Source organism: Neobacillus massiliamazoniensis, from assembly GCF_001048695.1.
Lineage (GTDB): Bacteria > Bacillota > Bacilli > Bacillales > Cytobacillaceae > Neobacillus > Neobacillus massiliamazoniensis.
This window is the reverse complement of record NZ_CVRB01000001.1, coordinates 403,536-421,303: the sequence shown is the minus strand read 5'-3', so window position 1 is coordinate 421,303 and position 17,768 is coordinate 403,536. Positions and strand designations below refer to the sequence as shown.

The following is a 17,768-nucleotide window of genomic DNA, read 5'->3' as shown; positions in this document are numbered from 1 at the left end:
AAGGTCAATGTTGATTATTGAAACTATGTTGATTGGAGCGGAAGGCGCGAGATCCTCGAAAATGCTATCGCATTTCCTTCGCGCGGTGTAGATTCGAAGAAGCTAATTCAACGTCCTGCGGGAGTATGGGGCAGGGGAGACCCCACAGGCGCTTAAGCGCCGAGGAGGCTCCCCGGAACGCCCGCGGATGCTCGCTTCTTGAGCGCAAATCAACAGGCAAGTTTAACACAGCCTTTTATAAAGAATGTATATATGTAAAACATTAACTGAAAAAGATGAAAAATTGGTTCTATTCTAGCATAATAAAAGGAAGAATGAGTGAACTAGAAGTGGGGGTTCAAAATGTTAAAGGATAAAAGAATTCTATTATGTGTTACAGGGGGCATTGCGGTATATAAGGCTGCAGCACTGACAAGCAAGCTTGTCCAGGCGGGTGCTCATGTTAAGGTACTATTAAGCGATTCTGCAGCAAAATTTGTTACCCCATTGACCTTTCAAGCTTTATCCCGTAATGAAGTATATACAGATACATTCGATGAAAAAGATCCAAGTGTCGTTGCCCATATCAACATCGCAGATTGGCCAGACCTTGTTCTGGTTGCACCGGCAACAGCAAATACGATCGCAAAGCTTACTTATGGCATTGCTGATAATATGATTACAACGACTTTACTTGCTACAACTGCACCTATTTGGATTGCTCCGGCAATGAACGTACACATGTATGACCATCCAACTGTAAAAAAGAATCTTGCAATTTTAGCCGAATATGGCTATCAATTTATTGAACCAAGTGAAGGGTATCTGGCCTGTGGATATGTAGGAAAGGGCCGTTTAGAGGAACCAGAAAAAATCATAGAAGTAATAGAACACTTTTTTCAGTCAAAAAGCTTAGAGCTAAAAGGTAAAACAGTTGTCATCACAGCTGGACCAACACGGGAAAAAATTGACCCAGTTCGGTTTATTTCTAACCATTCAACTGGAAAAATGGGCTACGCCCTTGCCGAAAAAGCGAAAGCTTCTGGAGCCCGTGTTGTGTTAATAACAGGACCAGTTCAATTAACGGCACCAACCGGAGTTGAGGTTGTGAAGGTTGAAAGTGCTGAGGAGATGTATAACGCCGTCCTACAATTTTTTGCTTCAGCTGATGTCGTGATTAAAACGGCAGCGGTAGCCGATTACCGTCCGAAAACAGCCTATGATCATAAGGTGAAAAAACAATCTGGAGATACCTTTATTGAACTAGAACGAACAAAAGATATTTTACTTGAGCTAGGTGCAAGGAAAGGTAAACAAATACTTGTTGGATTTGCGGCGGAAACCGACAATGTTGAAGAATATGCGAAAAAGAAGCTGCTGGCGAAAAACGCCGATATGATTGTAGCCAACAATGTGAAAACTGAAGGGGCAGGCTTTGGCACCGATACAAACATCGTGACAATTTATAAACGGAATGGAGAAGCAGTCCCTTTACCGCTTATGTCAAAACACGAAGTGGCAGACAAGATTTTACATGAAATTTCTGTTCTATTAAAGGATTTGGAAAAAAATGAAAATCGCTAGTGTGATTGTCGATGTGCCTGCGAAACAAACGGATAAAACTTTTGATTACCTGATTCCTGAACAATGGTCGGATATTATTCAACCTGGTACGAGAGTGGTAATACCATTTGGTCCGAGAAATATTCAAGGATTTGTAACCGAAATCAAAAGTGAATCTGACTTTAACAATTTAAAAGCGATTATAGAGCCGATGGACCTTGAGCCCGTCCTCAATCATGAATTGTTAAACCTTGGAGACTGGTTAACTGAACATACCCTTTGTTTTAAAATTTCTGCCTATCAAGTGATGCTCCCAGCGGCATTAAAGGCGAAGTATGAGAAGAAAATAAAGATCTCTTCTGGGGCGGCTGTTAATGATTTAGCTCCTATCCTTCATCCATTTTTTCAGAAGGGTAGGACTCTTTCCTGGGATGAGGCATTGCAATTTGGGATTGTTCCTGCACTTAAAAAGGAGACGGAAAATGGACTGCTAGAAGTTCATTATGAGGTTAAGGAAAGAATAAAGAAAAAGAAGTTAAAGTTTGTCCGTCCACTTCTTTCCGCAGCCGAATTAACGGCGGAAATAGCGAAAATGACTGGTAGGCAGGTGAAGCAAAAGGAGGTTTTAACTTATTTTGTCCTTTATCATGAACCTGTTGAATTGAAGAAGCTGCTTTCAGACCTATCGATTTCGGCTTCAACGGTTAAGTCCTTAGTTGAAAAAAAAATCCTTATTGAAGAAGACATGGAGGTTTATCGCGATCCTTACCTCAATCGAACGTTTGAGCGAACAAAGCCGTTACCATTGTCAGAAGCACAGAAAGCAGCCATTTCACCTATTCTTCATTCCATTGAAAAGGGAGAGCATGAAGTATTTTTGCTCTATGGTGTAACCGGAAGCGGCAAAACGGAAATCTATTTGCAATCCATCCAAAACGTGATTGAAAAAGGACAAGAAGCTATTGTCTTAGTACCGGAAATTTCCTTAACACCACAAATGGTAAATCGGTTTAAAGGAAGGTTCGGCGACCTTGTAGCCGTATTGCACAGTGGTCTTTCTGCAGGTGAAAAATACGATGAATGGAGAAAGATTCATCGAGGAGAAGTGAAGGTGGTCGTTGGTGCCCGGTCAGCCATTTTTGCTCCATTTGAAAATTTGGGAATTATTATTATTGATGAAGAGCATGAAACAAGCTATAAACAAGAGGAAATGCCTCGCTATCATGCTAGGGATGTAGCGATTGAACGAGCAAGAAACTATAACTGTTCGGTAGTACTAGGAAGTGCGACCCCTTCTCTTGAGTCTTTTGCAAGGGCACAAAAGAAGGTTTATCACTTGCTGACGCTTCCTACCCGAATGAATAACCAAGCCCTTCCTTCTGTTGAAATTATTGATATGCGAGAAGAGCTGCGCGAAGGAAACCGCTCAATGTTCTCAAGAAAATTGTTTGAAAAGCTTAAGGAGAGAATCGAGCGGCAAGAGCAGTCTGTTTTATTTTTAAATAAACGTGGCCATTCTTCGTTCGTTATGTGCCGTGACTGTGGCTATGTGATGAATTGTCCCAATTGCGATATATCCTTAACCTATCACCGGGCAGGCGGACAAATGAAATGCCATTATTGTGGCTATGAATCGTTGGTTCCAAAACGTTGCCCTGAGTGTTCCAGTGAATATATCCGTTATTTTGGCACTGGGACACAAAAGGTGGAGGATGAGCTTGGAAAAATCCTGCCTGAAGCAAGAGTGATCCGAATGGACGTAGATACTACTGGAAGAAAAGGATCACATGAACGGCTATTGAAGGAATTTCAGGAAGGAAAAGCAGATATCCTTTTAGGAACACAAATGATTGCAAAAGGACTTGATTTTCCCAATATAACGTTGGTAGGTGTACTCTCTGCCGATACTATGCTTCATTTGCCCGATTTCCGCTCTTCTGAAAAAACCTTTCAGCTATTAACACAAGTAAGTGGGCGGGCAGGTCGGCATGAATTGCCCGGTGAGGTTATTATCCAAACCTATTCCCCTGAGCATTACAGTGTTGAATTGGCTGGCACGCAGGATTATGACCTTTTTTATAATCGTGAGATGATGGTTCGTAAAACCCATCGTTATCCGCCATTTTATTATTTATCCCTGATTACTGTAAGCCATGAAGAATTATTAAAGGCTGTAAAGGAAACGGAAAAAATAGTCGCATTTATTCGGTCACAATTATCAAATGAAACTGTCATTCTTGGGCCTTCGGCTTCACCAATCCCAAGGATTAATAATAGATACCGGTATCAATGTTTGATAAAATACAAGCGGGAACCGAATCTGATAAGGACACTGAAGACCATTCTTGATCAGTATCAAAAAGATACAAAAAGCGGCTTGCAAGTATCTATTGATGTAAATCCATTTATTTTAATGTAATTTTCTTATATTATAATAATTTATTCATTTGACTTCGAGAATTGTCCAGCTCTAGCGCCTAGGGGCTCGGGGTCATAAGCCAATCCGTCCTGAAGGTTAAAAAACAACCTTCAAGCCGGCTCGTCTTATGCCAGTCGCCCCTGACCAAGGCGCTTCCGCTTTTCTGTTTATCCAGCTCCATAAGAGTAAGCTTCGAAAGCGGTACTTCGCACGCCGAAAAACGTGAGTTTTTCGGAGGAGCGTCTAGCCCTGAACGCTGCTCCTGCGCCACAGGTTATTCAAGGAAGTTATGTTCAGCTCGTCGCATGCCTGCAAAGAAGATTATTCAGAGATGCAGGCAGGCTGACCAAGGCGCTTACGCTTTATTTCTTTATCATAAAAGCTTAATAGATTATGATTAGTTTTTTTGGGTGAAAATGAATAGTAAAAAAATGATGCTATTAAAAATATAACTGGCATAAATGGGGGAAAAGTTTTGGCAATTAGAAAGATCGTTTACTACCCTGCTGATATTTTAGAGCAGTCTTGCAGGGAAGTAACAAAGTTTGATCGTAAGCTTGGAAAACTGCTTGATGATATGTACGATACGATGATTGAATTTGATGGGGTCGGCTTAGCGGCACCGCAAATCGGCATCCCTGAACGAATTGCCCTTGTCGATATTGATGATGAATCGGGCACAATTGAAATGATTAATCCACGTATCCTAGAAACATCCGGAGAACAAACAGGTCCGGAAGGGTGTTTAAGCTTCCCTGATCTATACGGAGAAGTCACAAGACCTAATTATGTGAAAATAGAAGCCTACAACCGAAAAGGTAAGAAGTATATCCTTGAAGCGGAAGAATTCTTAGCAAGAGCAATTCAACACGAAATTGATCATCTTGATGGAATTCTATTCACGTCAAAAGTAAATAGATACCTTGAACCGGAAGAATTAAAAGGAGAGGAAAATGAATGACAAAAATTATTTTTATGGGGACACCCGATTTTTCAGTTCCAATATTACGGCAAATCATCGAAGATGGCTATGATGTAATCGGAGTAGTTACTCAGCCTGATCGTCCGGTTGGCAGAAAAAAGGTTTTAACTCCTCCTCCGGTTAAGGTTGAAGCTGTAAAACATGGTATCCCAGTTTATCAGCCGGAAAAAATCCGTGAAAAAGGGGAACTTGAAAAAATTCTTGCGTTACATCCGGATATAATTGTCACCGCTGCGTATGGCCAAATACTACCGAAGGAATTGTTAGATGCTCCTAAATACGGCTGTATTAATGTTCATGCTTCTTTGCTCCCAGAGTTGCGCGGCGGCGCACCGATTCACTATGCGATCATGCAAGGGAAAAAGAAAACGGGTGTTACAATCATGTATATGGTTGAAAAATTAGATGCAGGTGATATGCTAACGAATGTTGAAGTAGCGATCACGGATGAGGATAATGTCGGTACCATGCATGATAAATTAAGTCTAGCTGGTGCAAACCTGTTAAAAGATACCTTGCCGCTTTTGTTGGAGGGAAAACTTACACCGATACCGCAAAATCATGACAAAGCAACATTTGCAGCAAACATTAAACGGGAACAAGAAAAAATCGATTGGATGAAAACCGGTGAGGAAATATTCAATCATATTCGCGGATTAAATCCGTGGCCGGTTGCATTTACAACAATAGGCGGACAGGTTATGAAGGTTTGGCAAGCTGAAAAAGTCCCCGGCTTGAAAAATGAGGTGCCTGGTACCATCTTTAAAATTGAACCAGATGGTTTTATCGTTGGTACAGGGAATGATACTGCTATAAAGATTACAGAACTGCAGCCATCAGGCAAGACGAAGATGATGAGTGAGGAATTTTTAAGGGGCTCTGGTTCAAAAATGACAATAGGATGCAAATTAGGAGACTAACATGAATTCATCAAGGAAAAATGTCCGTGAAACTGCCATGGATCTTCTTGAATCGATTGAAAAAAATCAATCTTACAGCAACTTATTGCTGCATCATTCGATTGAAAAAAATCAATTACCTAAAAAAGATATTGGCTTACTGACAGAATTAACATATGGTACGCTGCAAAGACGACTGGCCCTTGATTATTTTTTAAAACCATTCATTAATAATACAAAAAAATTGGAAAGCTGGGTACTCCACTTACTTAGACTTACTCTTTATCAAATGGTGTACCTTGATAAAATCCCCGATAGAGCAGCGATTTTCGAAGCAGTTGAAATTGCAAAAAAACGCGGTCACAAAGGGATTGCTAGCCTTGTGAACGGAGTTTTAAGAAGTATTCAAAGAGAGGGACTGCCATCTTTGGAGGAAATAGTTGATCCGATCGAAAGGCTGTCGATCGAAACAAGCCACCCAGAGTGGCTTGTAAATAGATGGGTCAGCCAATTTGGTTTTGCAAGAACGAAAGAAATGGTTGAAATGAATGTAACGGCTCCTCTGCAAACAGCTAGAGCCAATCTCACGAAGACAACGAGAGATGATTGTATCGCCCTTCTTGAGGAAGAAGGTTTTCAAATCGAAAAAAGTCCTATTATTCCAGAGGCCATTCGTTCATTAAAAGGGAATTTAGCCAATTCCCAAGCCTTTAAACAAGGATTTTTGACAATTCAGGATGAAAGCTCGATGCTCGTTTCTTACGCACTAGGTGTAAAAGAACATGAAAAAGTACTCGATGCTTGTGCAGCTCCTGGCGGAAAAAGCACCCATATCGCTGAAAAAATGGGCAATTCAGGTGAAGTGATATCGCTTGATTTGCATGAACACAAAGTAAAATTAATCAATGACAATGCTCGTCGACTAGGACTAAAAACTATCCAAACGTTTGCGATGGATGCAAGAATCTCAGGAGAAAAGTTTAGTCAAGAATCATTTGACCGGATATTACTTGATGCTCCGTGCTCGGGACTTGGTGTAATGAGACGAAAGCCTGATTTGAAATATACTAAACATGAAGAAGATATTACTCGCTTAAGCGGTATTCAACATAAGCTGCTAACAGCTGTTGCGCCATTACTAAAAAAAGGTGGAATTCTTGTCTACAGTACTTGTACTGTTGATAAAGAGGAAAACGAAAAGACAGTACAATTGTTTTTGCAAGAGAATCCTCAATTTGAAGGGGATGACTTGTTTAAAAATCGCATGCCTGAGGCGGTTCAGCCTCTCATTACAGGTTTTGATCTGCAAATTTTTCCTCAGGACTTTGGATCTGACGGTTTTTATATGGCAGTATTAAGAAAAGCGTAAGCGCCTTGTCAGGAGCTGAGCAAGATAATAGAAAGAAGGTGTTAATGTTGGAGCAATTAAATACAACTGAGACGAAGTCAGAAAATGATTCTAAGAAAACATCCATTTATTCATTGCAGCTGCAACAATTAAAAGATTGGTTATCAGAAAATGGTGAAAAGCCATTTCGGGCCGAACAAATTTATGATTGGCTTTATAAAAAAAGAATTTCTACCTTTGAAGAAATGAGTAATTTATCTAAAAGCTTACGTGACAAATTATCCAATCATTTTGAATTAACAACCTTAAAAACAGTAATAAAGCAAACCTCTTCAGACGGAACCATCAAATTTCTATTTGAGCTATTTGATGGCTATTCAATTGAAACAGTTTTGATGAGGCATGATTACGGTAACTCTGTTTGCGTTACTACACAGGTTGGCTGCCGGATTGGCTGCACGTTTTGTGCTTCAACTCTTGGGGGGTTAAAAAGACACCTTGAAGCTGGTGAAATTGTGGCACAGGTTGTGACGGTGCAGCAAGCCCTTGATGAAACGGATGAACGTGTCAGCTCAGTCGTCATCATGGGAATTGGTGAACCTTTTGATAATTACGACAATATGCTGTCATTTTTAAAAATCATTAACTATGATACAGGACTTAATATTGGTGCTCGGCATATCACAGTATCGACAAGTGGAATCGTTCCCAAAATCTATCAATTTGCCGATGAAAATATGCAAATTAATTTCGCTATATCCCTTCATGCTCCGAATACAGAATTAAGATCAAGGTTAATGCCAATCAATAAAGCTTATAAACTTGATGACTTAATGAAAGCAGTAAGGTATTATATCGATAAGACGGGGCGTCGAATAAGCTTTGAATATGGTCTTTTCGGTGGAGTGAATGATTCTGTTGAACATGCCGAGGAATTAGCAGTATTGCTAAAGGGATTGAAATGTCATGTGAACTTAATCCCTGTGAATTATGTCCCTGAACGGGATTATGTACGAACACCAAAAGACAAAATTTTTGCGTTCGAAAAAGCCCTTAAAAAACACGGAATTAATGTAACAATTCGCCGAGAGCACGGCCATGACATCGATGCAGCATGTGGACAACTTCGTGCAAAGGAGCGGAAAGAAGAGACGAGGTGACAAAAGTGAAGACTATATTTAAATCGGACTGTGGGAGAATCCGCTTAAATAACGAGGATAATGGGGGAATTTTTGTTAACCGGGACGGACATTGCCTTGCCATCGTAGCTGATGGCATGGGTGGTCACCGTGCCGGTGAAGTAGCGAGTGGTATGACGATTGCACACCTACAAGAAAAGTGGGAGCAAACAGAAGGACTTACGACAGCTGATGAAGCAGAAAAATGGCTGAAAGACAATATTTATGAAGTAAATAGCTTGTTATTAGAACATTCCCTCAATAACAGTGAATGCGAAGGAATGGGAACAACCATTGAAGCCGTGATTGTCACCAATCAATTTACCACCATTGCGCACGTCGGTGATAGCCGCTGTTACATATTAAATGATACCGGATTTCATCAATTAACAGAAGATCACACGCTTGTTAATGAATTAGTCCGAACGGGACAAATTTCAAAAGAAGATGCAGAGCACCATCCTAGAAAAAATGTTATTTTACGGGCAATTGGGACAGAAGTAGACATCAAAATTGATGTCAAAACCATTATGCTTGAATCTGGGGATTACCTTCTTTTGTGTTCTGACGGACTTTCAAACAAGGTCACTGAGAAAGAAATGATGGCAATCCTAACAAATGATTCATCGCTTGAGGAAAAAGCAACCTTATTAATTAAAATAGCAAATGAAAATGGGGGCGAAGACAATATCACCCTAATCATCATAGAATTCGATGATGAAATTGAAAGAGGGTGAACACTGTGATAATTGGGAAAAGAATAAGCGACCGCTATAAAATCCTCGATATACTAGGCGGAGGCGGGATGGCAAATGTCTACTTGGCCCATGATATGATTTTGGATCGGGATGTTGCCGTTAAAATGCTACGCCTCGACTTTGCAGATGATGAGGAATTTATCAGGAGGTTCCATCGAGAAGCACAATCTGCTACGAGCTTGGCTCACCCGAATATCGTAAATATTTATGATGTTGGCGAAGAAAATGACCTTTATTATATTGTATTGGAATATGTTGAGGGTCAAACATTAAAACAGTACATACAACAAAATTCACCAATAAGGGTTGAACAAGTGGTTGAGATCATGAAGCAGTTAACTTCTGCTATTTCCCATGCCCATCAAAACCATATTATCCACCGCGATATTAAGCCACATAATATTTTGATTGACTTAAATGGAAATGTGAAAATCACCGATTTTGGAATCGCGATGGCACTAAGTGCAACAAGCATTACGCAAACTAATTCTGTTCTGGGCTCAGTCCATTATTTATCTCCTGAACAAGCACGAGGCGGCATGGCCACTAGGAAGTCGGATATTTATTCATTGGGAATTGTCATGTTCGAGTTATTAACAGGGAGACTACCTTTTTCAGGGGAATCTGCTGTTTCGATTGCTTTAAAGCATCTCCAATCGGAAACGCCTTCTGTTAGAAGATGGAATCCGAATGTTCCGCAAAGTGTTGAAAATATTGTACTAAAAGCAACTGCTAAAGATCCGTTCCATCGCTATAATAATGTCGATGAAATGGAAGAGGATTTAAGAACAGCCCTTGATCCAGAAAGATTACATGAGCCCAAATTTACTATTCCAGATGACGATGAGGCGACAAAGGCTATTCCCGTTATAACTGATGACCACATCAATAAGAATCTTGATGAAACATTAGTGCATAGTAATGATAAAAATAATAATGACAAAAAGAGTTCTCCCAAAAAGGAAAAAACTAAACCAAAACGGAAAAAGTGGCCGATTGTTTTAGTTTCTACTTTTATATTATTAGTGATTCTTGCCATATCAACTTTTACAGTTTTTCCAGGTTTATTTTCAGTTAAAAATGTTAAAATTCCTGATGTGAGCGGTATGACCGTAGACGATGCTATTTCAAAGCTCAAATTAAAAGGTATTCAACCTGGAAAAAAAATTGAGATGTCAGATGATACTGTAAAAAAAGATCATGTAATCAAGACAGATCCTGTAGCCGGGAACATCGTTAAAGAAAATACAAAAATAAATCTCTATGTTAGTAGCGGAAAAGAAAAAGTTGAAATATCTGATTATGTGGGGCGCCTATATGATGATGTATTTCCCTTATTGGTCAATCAAAATTTTAAAGACATAAAGAAGGAAGAAGTAAATGATGATAGTGACCCTGGAACGATTATCAGCCAAAATCCAGCTGGTGGTCAAAAAATCGTTCCGGAGGATACAGTATTAGAGTTTAAAGTGAGTAAAGGCCCTACAAAAATTGTTCTAAAGGATCTCACACAATATAGTGTGAAAAGTGCTCAGGATTATGTAGCTTCTGTTGGTCTCACTTTAGATACTTCACAACAGCAATATAGTGATACAATTCCAACAGGTAATGTCATTTCCCAAACTCCAGCTGCAGGAACTGAAATGAAAAAGGGAGATCAGATTTCTGTCATCATTTCTAAAGGAAAGCAGGATTTTCCACCTAAAGAAGTGATCCAGGATATAACGATACCTTACGATCCAACAGCAGCAGCAGCGAATCCAGACCATAAACAATTGGTGCAAATTTACATTGATGATATGAATCATACCATGACAAACCCTGCGGATACTTTTTATATAACTGATAATAAAAAATATCAAATCAAGCTTTTGATTCCATATGGTAAAAAAGCTGGTTACAGAGTTCAAGTGGACCAAAAGGTTGTAATGGATGAAACAAAGAATTATTCTGACAGTTAAAAGAATAGGCTGTGTAAAAGGGCATTGTTGATTTTTGAAACTATCTTGATTGGAGCGGAAGGCGCGAGATCCTCGAAAATGCTATCGCATTTCCTTCGTGCGGTGTTGATTCAAAGATGCTGATTCAACGTCCTGCGGGAGTACAGGGCGGGGAGACCCCACAGGCGCTAAGCGCCGAGGAGGCTCCCCGGAACGCCCGCGGAAAGCGAAGCGCCTGGAGCTCTAATCAACAGCCAAGTTTATGCACAGCCAAAGAAAAAGATCAGTTCAATCGATTTTTTATGCTTTAATGTAAGGAGTGAAGCTATGCCTGAAGGAAAAATAATAAAAGCATTAAGTGGATTTTATTATGTGCTTCATAACGGAGAGACAATTCAGTGTCGTGGTAGAGGGATTTTTCGAAAAAATAAAATAACTCCGCTTGTTGGCGATGAGGTGGTTTTCCAGGCTGAAAATGACTTAGAAGGGTATATATTAGAAATAAAGGAACGCAAAAATGAACTGGTCCGTCCGCCTATAGCTAATGTTGACCAAGCCATCCTAGTTTTTTCAGCAGTTGAACCTGATTTCAGTACATTGCTATTAGATCGTTTTCTTGTATTGATAGAATTCAATCATATTAAGCCCCTTATTTGTATTACGAAAATCGATTTAACCAATCATGACCAATTGGTTGCGATTTCAGAGTACAGTGAGCAGTATCGAAAAGCAGGTTATGAGGTCGTGTTAACCTCATCAGAAACGGCTACAGGAATCGAACAACTGTACCCGCATATAGAAAATAGAATATCTGTCTTCGCAGGGCAATCGGGTGTAGGAAAGTCCTCTCTATTGAATGCAATTCGCCCTGATTTAGAATTGAAAACAAGTGGCATTTCCACGCATTTAGGGAGAGGGAAGCATACGACTCGTCATGTTGAATTAATTAGTATCGGAAACGGTCTTGTTGCCGATACTCCTGGCTTTAGTTCATTGGAATTTACTAATTTAGAAGCGGAAGATTTAACATTTTGTTTTCCGGAAATGACGAAAGCTAGTGAAAACTGTAAATTTCGCGGCTGCCTGCACCTAAGTGAGCCAAAATGTGGTGTTAAAGCAGCTTTAGAGGCCGGGGAAATTCCAAAGTACCGATATGAACATTATTTAGATTTTTTACAGGAAATTAAGGATAGAAAGCCGAGGTATTAAATATGGTAAAAATTGCACCTTCCATACTTTCAGCCGATTTCGCAAAATTGGGGAGTGAGATTGTAGAAGTAGAAAAAGGAGGCGCGGATTATATACATGTCGATGTAATGGACGGTCATTTTGTACCGAATATTACGATAGGTCCACTTATTGTTGAAGCAATTCGTCCGATCACCAAATTGCCTCTTGATGTGCATCTGATGATTGAGAATCCAGACCATTATATTGAAGCATTCGCAAAAGCAGGCGCTGATATTATAACCGTGCACGTTGAAGCATGCCGTCATCTTCACCGGACCATTCAACTTATTAAATCATTTGGAGTGAAAGCAGGAGTGGTGTTAAATCCTGCTACTCCAGTTGATACAATCCAGCATATTATTGCTGATGTAGAAATGGTTTTATTAATGTCAGTAAATCCTGGTTTTGGAGGTCAAAAATTCATTCCAGAGGCACTGCCAAAAATAAAAGCGGTAAAGGAAATGGCTGAGAATAAAGGGTTAGACATTGAAATAGAAATCGATGGCGGCGTCAATCCGGAAACAGCTAAGCATTGCATAGAAGCAGGTGCGACCGTTTTAGTGGCAGGTTCTGCCATTTATAACCAAGAGGATTATGCAAAAGCCATTTCGTTAATCAGAGGATAGAGATAAGAGGTTGTCCCAAAAGGTGTCAGGCACCACTATATGTGCAAAGGTCATGATAAATTTTCCGCTATGTTGATTGGAGCGGAAGGCGTTCGACTCCTCGAAAATGCTATCGCATTTCCTTCGTGCGTGGGCGGATTCAAGGATGTAATTCAATGTCCTGCGGGAGTACGGGGCAGGGGAGACCCCGCAGGCGCAATAGCGCCGAGGAGGCTCCCCGTACCGCCACTAGAGCGGAAATCAACAGCCAAGTTTAACAGACCATTAATAAAAAGAGGGTGCCCTTAAAGTTTATACTTTTAGGACACCCTCTTTCCTATAAAGAAAGGAGTATTTTATGATCATCAATATTGTTGCAGGAGGACCAGAGGATCTGCTGCCGAATTTAAACGATTACAATGAAGATCAAGCTAGCTGGGTAGGCGTAGATAGAGGTGTTTTCAATTTATTAAAAAGAGGTATTAAACCAACGATTGCCTTTGGAGACTTTGATTCCGTAACAATAGAAGAATTAAAATTTATTGAAAGTCAAGTTAAAGAGCTGAAACGGTATCAGCCTGAAAAGAATGAAACTGACATGGAATTAGCCTTAAATTGGGCAACGGAACAAAAACCTGAAGCCATCCGCTTATTCGGTGCGTCAGGAGGAAGACTGGATCATTTTCTTGCCAATGTTCAATTATTGATTCCTCAACTTTTGAAAAAATTCCCTATCGATATCAGTCTGATCGACCGCTCTAACCTGCTTTATTTAAAGGCTCCTGGAAAACATAAAATAACAAAAATGAAAAACCAAAAATATATATCGTTTATACCGATTATTAAGGAAGTCCCGGATCTCACACTCGAAGGATTTAAATATCCATTAAAAAATCGTCATATTTCCATTGGTTCCACATTATGTATTAGTAATGAACTTATAAGTGATTATGGTACTTTTTCATTTTCCGAAGGCATATTATTAGTGATAAGAAGTCGCGATTAATAAGTTTTATCATTAACTGATTTTGTTCGTTTGAATATGATGGTATGGGAAAACAAAAAAGTGGATATGTGTGAAAGACGGTGAGGAGGGGCATTATGAAATTCTATACAATTAAACTGCCGAGATTTTTAGGTGGTCTTGTCCGAGCGATGATAGGGGTTTTTAAGAAGGGCGAATAAATATTAGCCCCAACATAATGTAAATGTTCATTTAATGGCACCCGAAATGAGGGTGCTTTTTATTTTCGTATAATTGGGAAAGAATAAGAATAAATGAAAAGTAAACATCCTCAAAAAAAGCCTGTGTTAAAGGTCATTGTTGATTTTTGAAACTATGTTAATTGGAGCGGAAGGCGCGAGATTCTCGAAAATGCTATCGCATTTCCTTCGTGCGGTGTAGATTCAAAGATGCTGATTCAACGTCCTGCGGGAGTACGGGGCAGGGGAAACCCCACAGGCGCTTAAGTGCCGAGGAGGCTCCCCGGAACGCCCGCGGATGCTGCAAATCAACTGGCAAGTTTAACACAGCCAAAAAAAAGAAAAGAGCACCCAATTTTGAGTGCTCGAGTCATTTAAACGCGTTCTACTTTACCAGATCTTAACGCTCTTGCAGAAACCCAAACACGTTTAGGTTTACCATCTACAAGAATACGTACTTTTTGAAGGTTTGCACCCCATGTACGCTTGCTTGCGATCATAGAGCGAGAACGTGAATTACCAGTTGTCGTTTTTTTACCAGTTATAACACATTTACGTGGCATATTGATTTCCCTCCTTAACTACCAAAAGCTTTATGCTGCATTTTTCATTAAATTCAGATGGTACATCTGTAAAGAAAAATGGCATGGCCATATTTCTGCTTAAAGATACCTTAATAATTTATCATACAAGTTAATGGAATGCAATAGGTGGAATAAAAGCTTTCAAGAAAAATACCTTGACATCAGTTAATGGTGTTCAAATAGTATACAAACAAGTATGACTTTCTTATTTGTCAAGACTATAGTAAAATGACTGTAGTCAAGGAGCATATTCCAAAGGGGGAACGATTCATGTCCATTGAATTAAAAACAAAGTACGGACAAATTGATATTTCGAACGAAGTAATCGCTACCATCGCTGGAGGAGCAGCAATCGATTGTTATGGAATTGTCGGTATGGCTTCTAAAAATCAAATAAAAGACGGTCTAACAGAAATTTTACGTCGGGAAAATTTCACCCGCGGAGTCATTGTCCGCCAAGAAAATGAAGCAATACATATTGATATGTATATAATCGTCAGCTATGGAACGAAAATTTCCGAGGTTGCTCACAATGTGCAATCAAAGGTAAAATACACACTCGATAAGACTGTTGGACTTGCCGTTGACTCAGTAAATATTTACGTTCAAGGTGTTCGTGTGACGAACCCGTAGTAAGGAGGAAGGCTCGTGTCAATTAGAGCATTAGATGGAAAACGTTTTGCAGATATGGTGATTCAGGGGGCGAATCATTTATCTGCAAATGCCAAATTGGTGGATGCGTTAAACGTTTTTCCTGTACCGGATGGTGATACCGGAACAAATATGAATTTATCCATGACTTCCGGGGCAAAGGAAGTAAAAAATAATATTAACGAACATATCGGTAAAGTTGGAGTGGCCTTATCAAAAGGTTTACTTATGGGGGCGCGCGGAAATTCAGGTGTCATTCTTTCCCAGTTGTTCCGCGGCTTTGCTAAATCGATAGAAAATAAGGCTTCCATTAATGCGAAGGATTTCGCTTCAGCATTTGAATTTGGAGTTGAAACCGCTTATAAAGCTGTAATGAAACCTGTGGAAGGCACCATTTTAACTGTTGCGAAGGATGCATCCAAAAAAGGTGTTCAAACGGCCCAACAATCAGATGATCTTATTGAAATTATGGAAGAAATAGTAAAGGAAGCGAAAGCCTCCTTAAAGAGGACACCTGACTTACTGCCTGTTTTAAAAGAGGTAGGCGTTGTGGATAGCGGTGGACAAGGTCTTGTATTTGTTTATGAGGGCTTCTTAGCTGAATTAAAAGGTGAAAAGCTACCTGATTCACCTGCTTACCTTCCTACAATGGATGAATTAGTAAGTGCAGAGCATCATAAAAATGTCCAGGGCCATATCCATACTGAAGATATTGTATTTGGATATTGCACGGAATTTATGGTGAAGTTTGAACAAGATAAAATTGCCAAGCATCCCTTTAAAGAGGAAGTATTCCGGAATGACCTAAGTGGATTTGGAGATTCTCTACTTGTGATTGCGGATGAAGATGTGGTTAAGGTTCATATTCACTCAGAACAGCCTGGCAATGTCTTAACATATGGCCAGCGGTATGGCAGCTTAATCAATATGAAAATTGAAAACATGCGCCAGCAGCATTCAAATATTGTCGGAGAAACAAAGACGCCATTAGTTACCGATTTGAAGGAACGTCCTAATGAAAAGCAGGAATATGGAATTGTCACTGTGTCAATGGGACCAGGAATTGCTAATTTATTTAAAAGTATCGGGGCGCAAGCAGTCATTGAAGGCGGGCAGACAATGAATCCGAGCACAGAGGATATCATTAAAGCAGTCAAAGAAGTAAATGCCAAAAAGGTATTTATTTTGCCAAATAACAAAAACATTATTATGGCAGCAAACCAAGCAGCGGAAGTAACGGAAGATGAGGAAATTTATGTTATCCCCTCTAAAACGGTTCCGCAAGGTTTATCTGCACTATTGGCATTTAATCCGGCTGGAGATGTTCAAGCGAATAAAACTGCCATGATCGAAGCATTAAACAATGTGAAAACAGGGCAAATCACCTTTGCGGTTCGTGACACCCAAATTGATGGTTTGGAAATCGAGAAAGATGATTTCATGGGGATTGCCGAAGGGAAAATTGTTATTAAAGATAAAGATATGATAAAAGCTGCAAAAGATTTACTTTTAAAAATGCTCGATGAGGATTCTGAAATTTTAACAATCCTTTATGGCGAGGACGTTTCAGATGAAGAAGTAAAGACAGTTGCTCAATTTGTTGAAGAAAACTTTACTGATGTTGAAGTTGAAATACATAATGGACAGCAGCCATTATATTCTTTTATCTTTGCAATTGAATAAGGAATAGATAAAATAGAAGGGTAAGACCCTTCTTTTTTTTATTATCATTAGAAAGGGAGAGAAGACTTGTGAAGTATAGAAGCGTGTTTGATATAATCGGTCCAGTAATGATTGGACCATCCAGCTCTCATACCGCTGGCGCTCTAAGGATTGGAAAAGTAGCAAGAAGTTTGTTTGGTAGGGAACCAAAATGGGCCAACATCTCTTTATACGGCTCTTTTGCCCAAACCTATAAGGGACACGGGACAGATGTTGCCATCGTTGGTGGTATATTAGATTTTGAAACCGATGACACTAGAATTATAAATGCGCTTGATCTTGCTGAGGAACGTGGCATTAAGATTCGTTTTATTGAAGAGGATGCCATCACCGATCACCCGAATACAGCTAGAATTATGATTGGGGACCATAATGGTGAGCTTGAACTAGTCGGCATCTCCATTGGCGGCGGTAAAATTGAAATAACTGAGTTAAACGGTTTTGAACTAAAACTATCAGGGAACCATCCTGCAATTTTAGTCATGCATAATGATCGTTTTGGTGCAATCGCAAGTGTTGCTAATATTCTTGCTCAACACGAAATTAATATTGGTCACATGGAGGTTTCCCGAAAGGAAATAGGAAAGCTCGCTCTTATGACGATAGAGGTCGACCAAAATATCGATGACAGCATAATAAAGGCGCTTGAGCATCTTCCGAATATACTAAAAGTAACGAAGATAGTGGATTAATAAGAAAAGCGAGTG

At 39.7% G+C, this 17,768-nt stretch carries 16 protein-coding genes; 15 read left to right on the top strand and 1 reads right to left on the bottom strand.

The window, feature by feature from the left end; all coding sequences use genetic code 11:
• The first annotated feature begins 342 nt into the window (after positions 1 to 342).
• The 12 genes from coaBC to spoVM all read left to right on the top strand — a co-directional run bounded on the left by coaBC (position 343) and on the right by spoVM (position 14,086).
• Complete coding sequence (gene coaBC / locus BN1082_RS02095; protein WP_090630176.1) at positions 343 to 1,563, top strand: bifunctional phosphopantothenoylcysteine decarboxylase/phosphopantothenate--cysteine ligase CoaBC; 1,221 nt, start codon at positions 343 to 345, stop codon at positions 1,561 to 1,563.
• Positions 1,550 to 3,961 (top strand): primosomal protein N', encoded by a 2,412-nt coding sequence (priA, locus tag BN1082_RS02090; RefSeq protein ID WP_090630172.1) that lies wholly within the window; start codon positions 1,550 to 1,552, stop codon positions 3,959 to 3,961. The genes coaBC and priA overlap by 14 nt, the downstream gene beginning before the upstream one ends.
• 475 nt (positions 3,962 to 4,436) lie before the next feature.
• Positions 4,437 to 4,922: a peptide deformylase gene (def, locus tag BN1082_RS02080; protein ID WP_090630165.1), complete on the top strand. Its 486-nt coding sequence runs from the start codon at positions 4,437 to 4,439 to the stop codon at positions 4,920 to 4,922.
• Positions 4,919 to 5,863, top strand: a complete 945-nt coding sequence (fmt, locus tag BN1082_RS02075) for a methionyl-tRNA formyltransferase (protein WP_090630163.1) — start codon at positions 4,919 to 4,921, stop codon at positions 5,861 to 5,863. The genes def and fmt overlap by 4 nt, the downstream gene beginning before the upstream one ends.
• Before the next feature lies 1 nt (position 5,864).
• Complete coding sequence (gene rsmB, locus BN1082_RS02070) at positions 5,865 to 7,211, top strand: 16S rRNA (cytosine(967)-C(5))-methyltransferase RsmB (RefSeq protein ID WP_090630160.1); 1,347 nt, start codon at positions 5,865 to 5,867, stop codon at positions 7,209 to 7,211.
• 47 nt (positions 7,212 to 7,258) lie between these two features.
• Complete coding sequence (rlmN, locus tag BN1082_RS02065) at positions 7,259 to 8,350, top strand: dual-specificity RNA methyltransferase RlmN (protein ID WP_090633090.1); 1,092 nt, start codon at positions 7,259 to 7,261, stop codon at positions 8,348 to 8,350.
• 5 nt (positions 8,351 to 8,355) lie between these two features.
• Positions 8,356 to 9,105, top strand: a complete 750-nt coding sequence (locus tag BN1082_RS02060; protein ID WP_090633088.1) for a Stp1/IreP family PP2C-type Ser/Thr phosphatase — start codon at positions 8,356 to 8,358, stop codon at positions 9,103 to 9,105.
• 5 nt (positions 9,106 to 9,110) lie between these two features.
• Positions 9,111 to 11,087, top strand: coding sequence for a Stk1 family PASTA domain-containing Ser/Thr kinase (gene pknB, locus BN1082_RS02055; protein WP_090630158.1), 1,977 nt, complete (start codon positions 9,111 to 9,113; stop codon positions 11,085 to 11,087).
• 306 nt (positions 11,088 to 11,393) lie between these two features.
• Positions 11,394 to 12,275 (top strand): ribosome small subunit-dependent GTPase A, encoded by an 882-nt coding sequence (rsgA, locus tag BN1082_RS02050; protein ID WP_090630155.1) that lies wholly within the window; start codon positions 11,394 to 11,396, stop codon positions 12,273 to 12,275.
• A gap of 2 nt (positions 12,276 to 12,277) precedes the next feature.
• Positions 12,278 to 12,922 carry a ribulose-phosphate 3-epimerase gene (gene rpe / locus BN1082_RS02045; protein WP_090630152.1) on the top strand — a complete coding sequence of 215 codons (645 nt, stop codon included), beginning with the start codon at positions 12,278 to 12,280 and terminating at the stop codon, positions 12,920 to 12,922.
• A 337-nt stretch (positions 12,923 to 13,259) separates the two neighbouring features.
• Positions 13,260 to 13,907 carry a thiamine diphosphokinase gene (locus BN1082_RS02035; protein WP_090630148.1) on the top strand — a complete coding sequence of 216 codons (648 nt, stop codon included), beginning with the start codon at positions 13,260 to 13,262 and terminating at the stop codon, positions 13,905 to 13,907.
• Positions 13,908 to 14,002: 95 nt separating this feature from the next.
• Positions 14,003 to 14,086, top strand: a complete 84-nt coding sequence (gene spoVM / locus BN1082_RS02030; protein WP_090630146.1) for a stage V sporulation protein SpoVM — start codon at positions 14,003 to 14,005, stop codon at positions 14,084 to 14,086.
• Between the two features lie 392 nt (positions 14,087 to 14,478).
• Here the strand turns inward: spoVM and rpmB are convergent, their stop codons facing one another.
• Entirely contained in the window at positions 14,479 to 14,667 is a 189-nt protein-coding gene (gene rpmB / locus BN1082_RS02025; protein ID WP_090630142.1) for a 50S ribosomal protein L28, read from the bottom strand.
• A 291-nt stretch (positions 14,668 to 14,958) separates the two neighbouring features.
• Here rpmB and BN1082_RS02020 point away from each other — a divergent pair, with 291 nt between their 5' ends.
• The 3 genes from BN1082_RS02020 (at position 14,959) to sdaAB (ending at position 17,753) form a co-directional block, all read left to right on the top strand.
• The gene (locus tag BN1082_RS02020; RefSeq protein WP_090630140.1) at positions 14,959 to 15,321 is read left to right on the top strand and encodes an Asp23/Gls24 family envelope stress response protein; all 363 of its coding nucleotides are present in this window, start codon (positions 14,959 to 14,961) and stop codon (positions 15,319 to 15,321) included.
• 15 nt (positions 15,322 to 15,336) lie between these two features.
• Positions 15,337 to 17,022, top strand: coding sequence for a DAK2 domain-containing protein (locus BN1082_RS02015; RefSeq protein WP_090630138.1), 1,686 nt, complete (start codon positions 15,337 to 15,339; stop codon positions 17,020 to 17,022).
• A 68-nt stretch (positions 17,023 to 17,090) separates the two neighbouring features.
• Positions 17,091 to 17,753: an L-serine ammonia-lyase, iron-sulfur-dependent subunit beta gene (gene sdaAB / locus BN1082_RS02010; RefSeq protein WP_090630135.1), complete on the top strand. Its 663-nt coding sequence runs from the start codon at positions 17,091 to 17,093 to the stop codon at positions 17,751 to 17,753.
• The last annotated feature ends 15 nt before the right edge of the window (positions 17,754 to 17,768 follow it).

Excerpts from the sequence above, each read along its gene's own strand:
- coaBC (WP_090630176.1), top strand. The coding sequence starts at position 343 with ATGTTAAAGGATAAAAGAATTCTATTATGTGTTACAGGGGGCATTGCG.
- priA (WP_090630172.1), top strand. The coding sequence starts at position 1,550 with ATGAAAATCGCTAGTGTGATTGTCGATGTGCCTGCGAAACAAACGGAT.
- fmt (WP_090630163.1), top strand. The coding sequence starts at position 4,919 with ATGACAAAAATTATTTTTATGGGGACACCCGATTTTTCAGTTCCAATA.
- rsmB (WP_090630160.1), top strand. The coding sequence starts at position 5,865 with ATGAATTCATCAAGGAAAAATGTCCGTGAAACTGCCATGGATCTTCTT.
- rsgA (WP_090630155.1), top strand. The coding sequence starts at position 11,394 with ATGCCTGAAGGAAAAATAATAAAAGCATTAAGTGGATTTTATTATGTG.
- rpe (WP_090630152.1), top strand. The coding sequence starts at position 12,278 with ATGGTAAAAATTGCACCTTCCATACTTTCAGCCGATTTCGCAAAATTG.
- BN1082_RS02035 (WP_090630148.1), top strand. The coding sequence starts at position 13,260 with ATGATCATCAATATTGTTGCAGGAGGACCAGAGGATCTGCTGCCGAAT.
- spoVM (WP_090630146.1), top strand. The coding sequence starts at position 14,003 with ATGAAATTCTATACAATTAAACTGCCGAGATTTTTAGGTGGTCTTGTC.
- rpmB (WP_090630142.1), bottom strand. The coding sequence starts at position 14,667 with ATGCCACGTAAATGTGTTATAACTGGTAAAAAAACGACAACTGGTAAT.
- BN1082_RS02020 (WP_090630140.1), top strand. The coding sequence starts at position 14,959 with ATGTCCATTGAATTAAAAACAAAGTACGGACAAATTGATATTTCGAAC.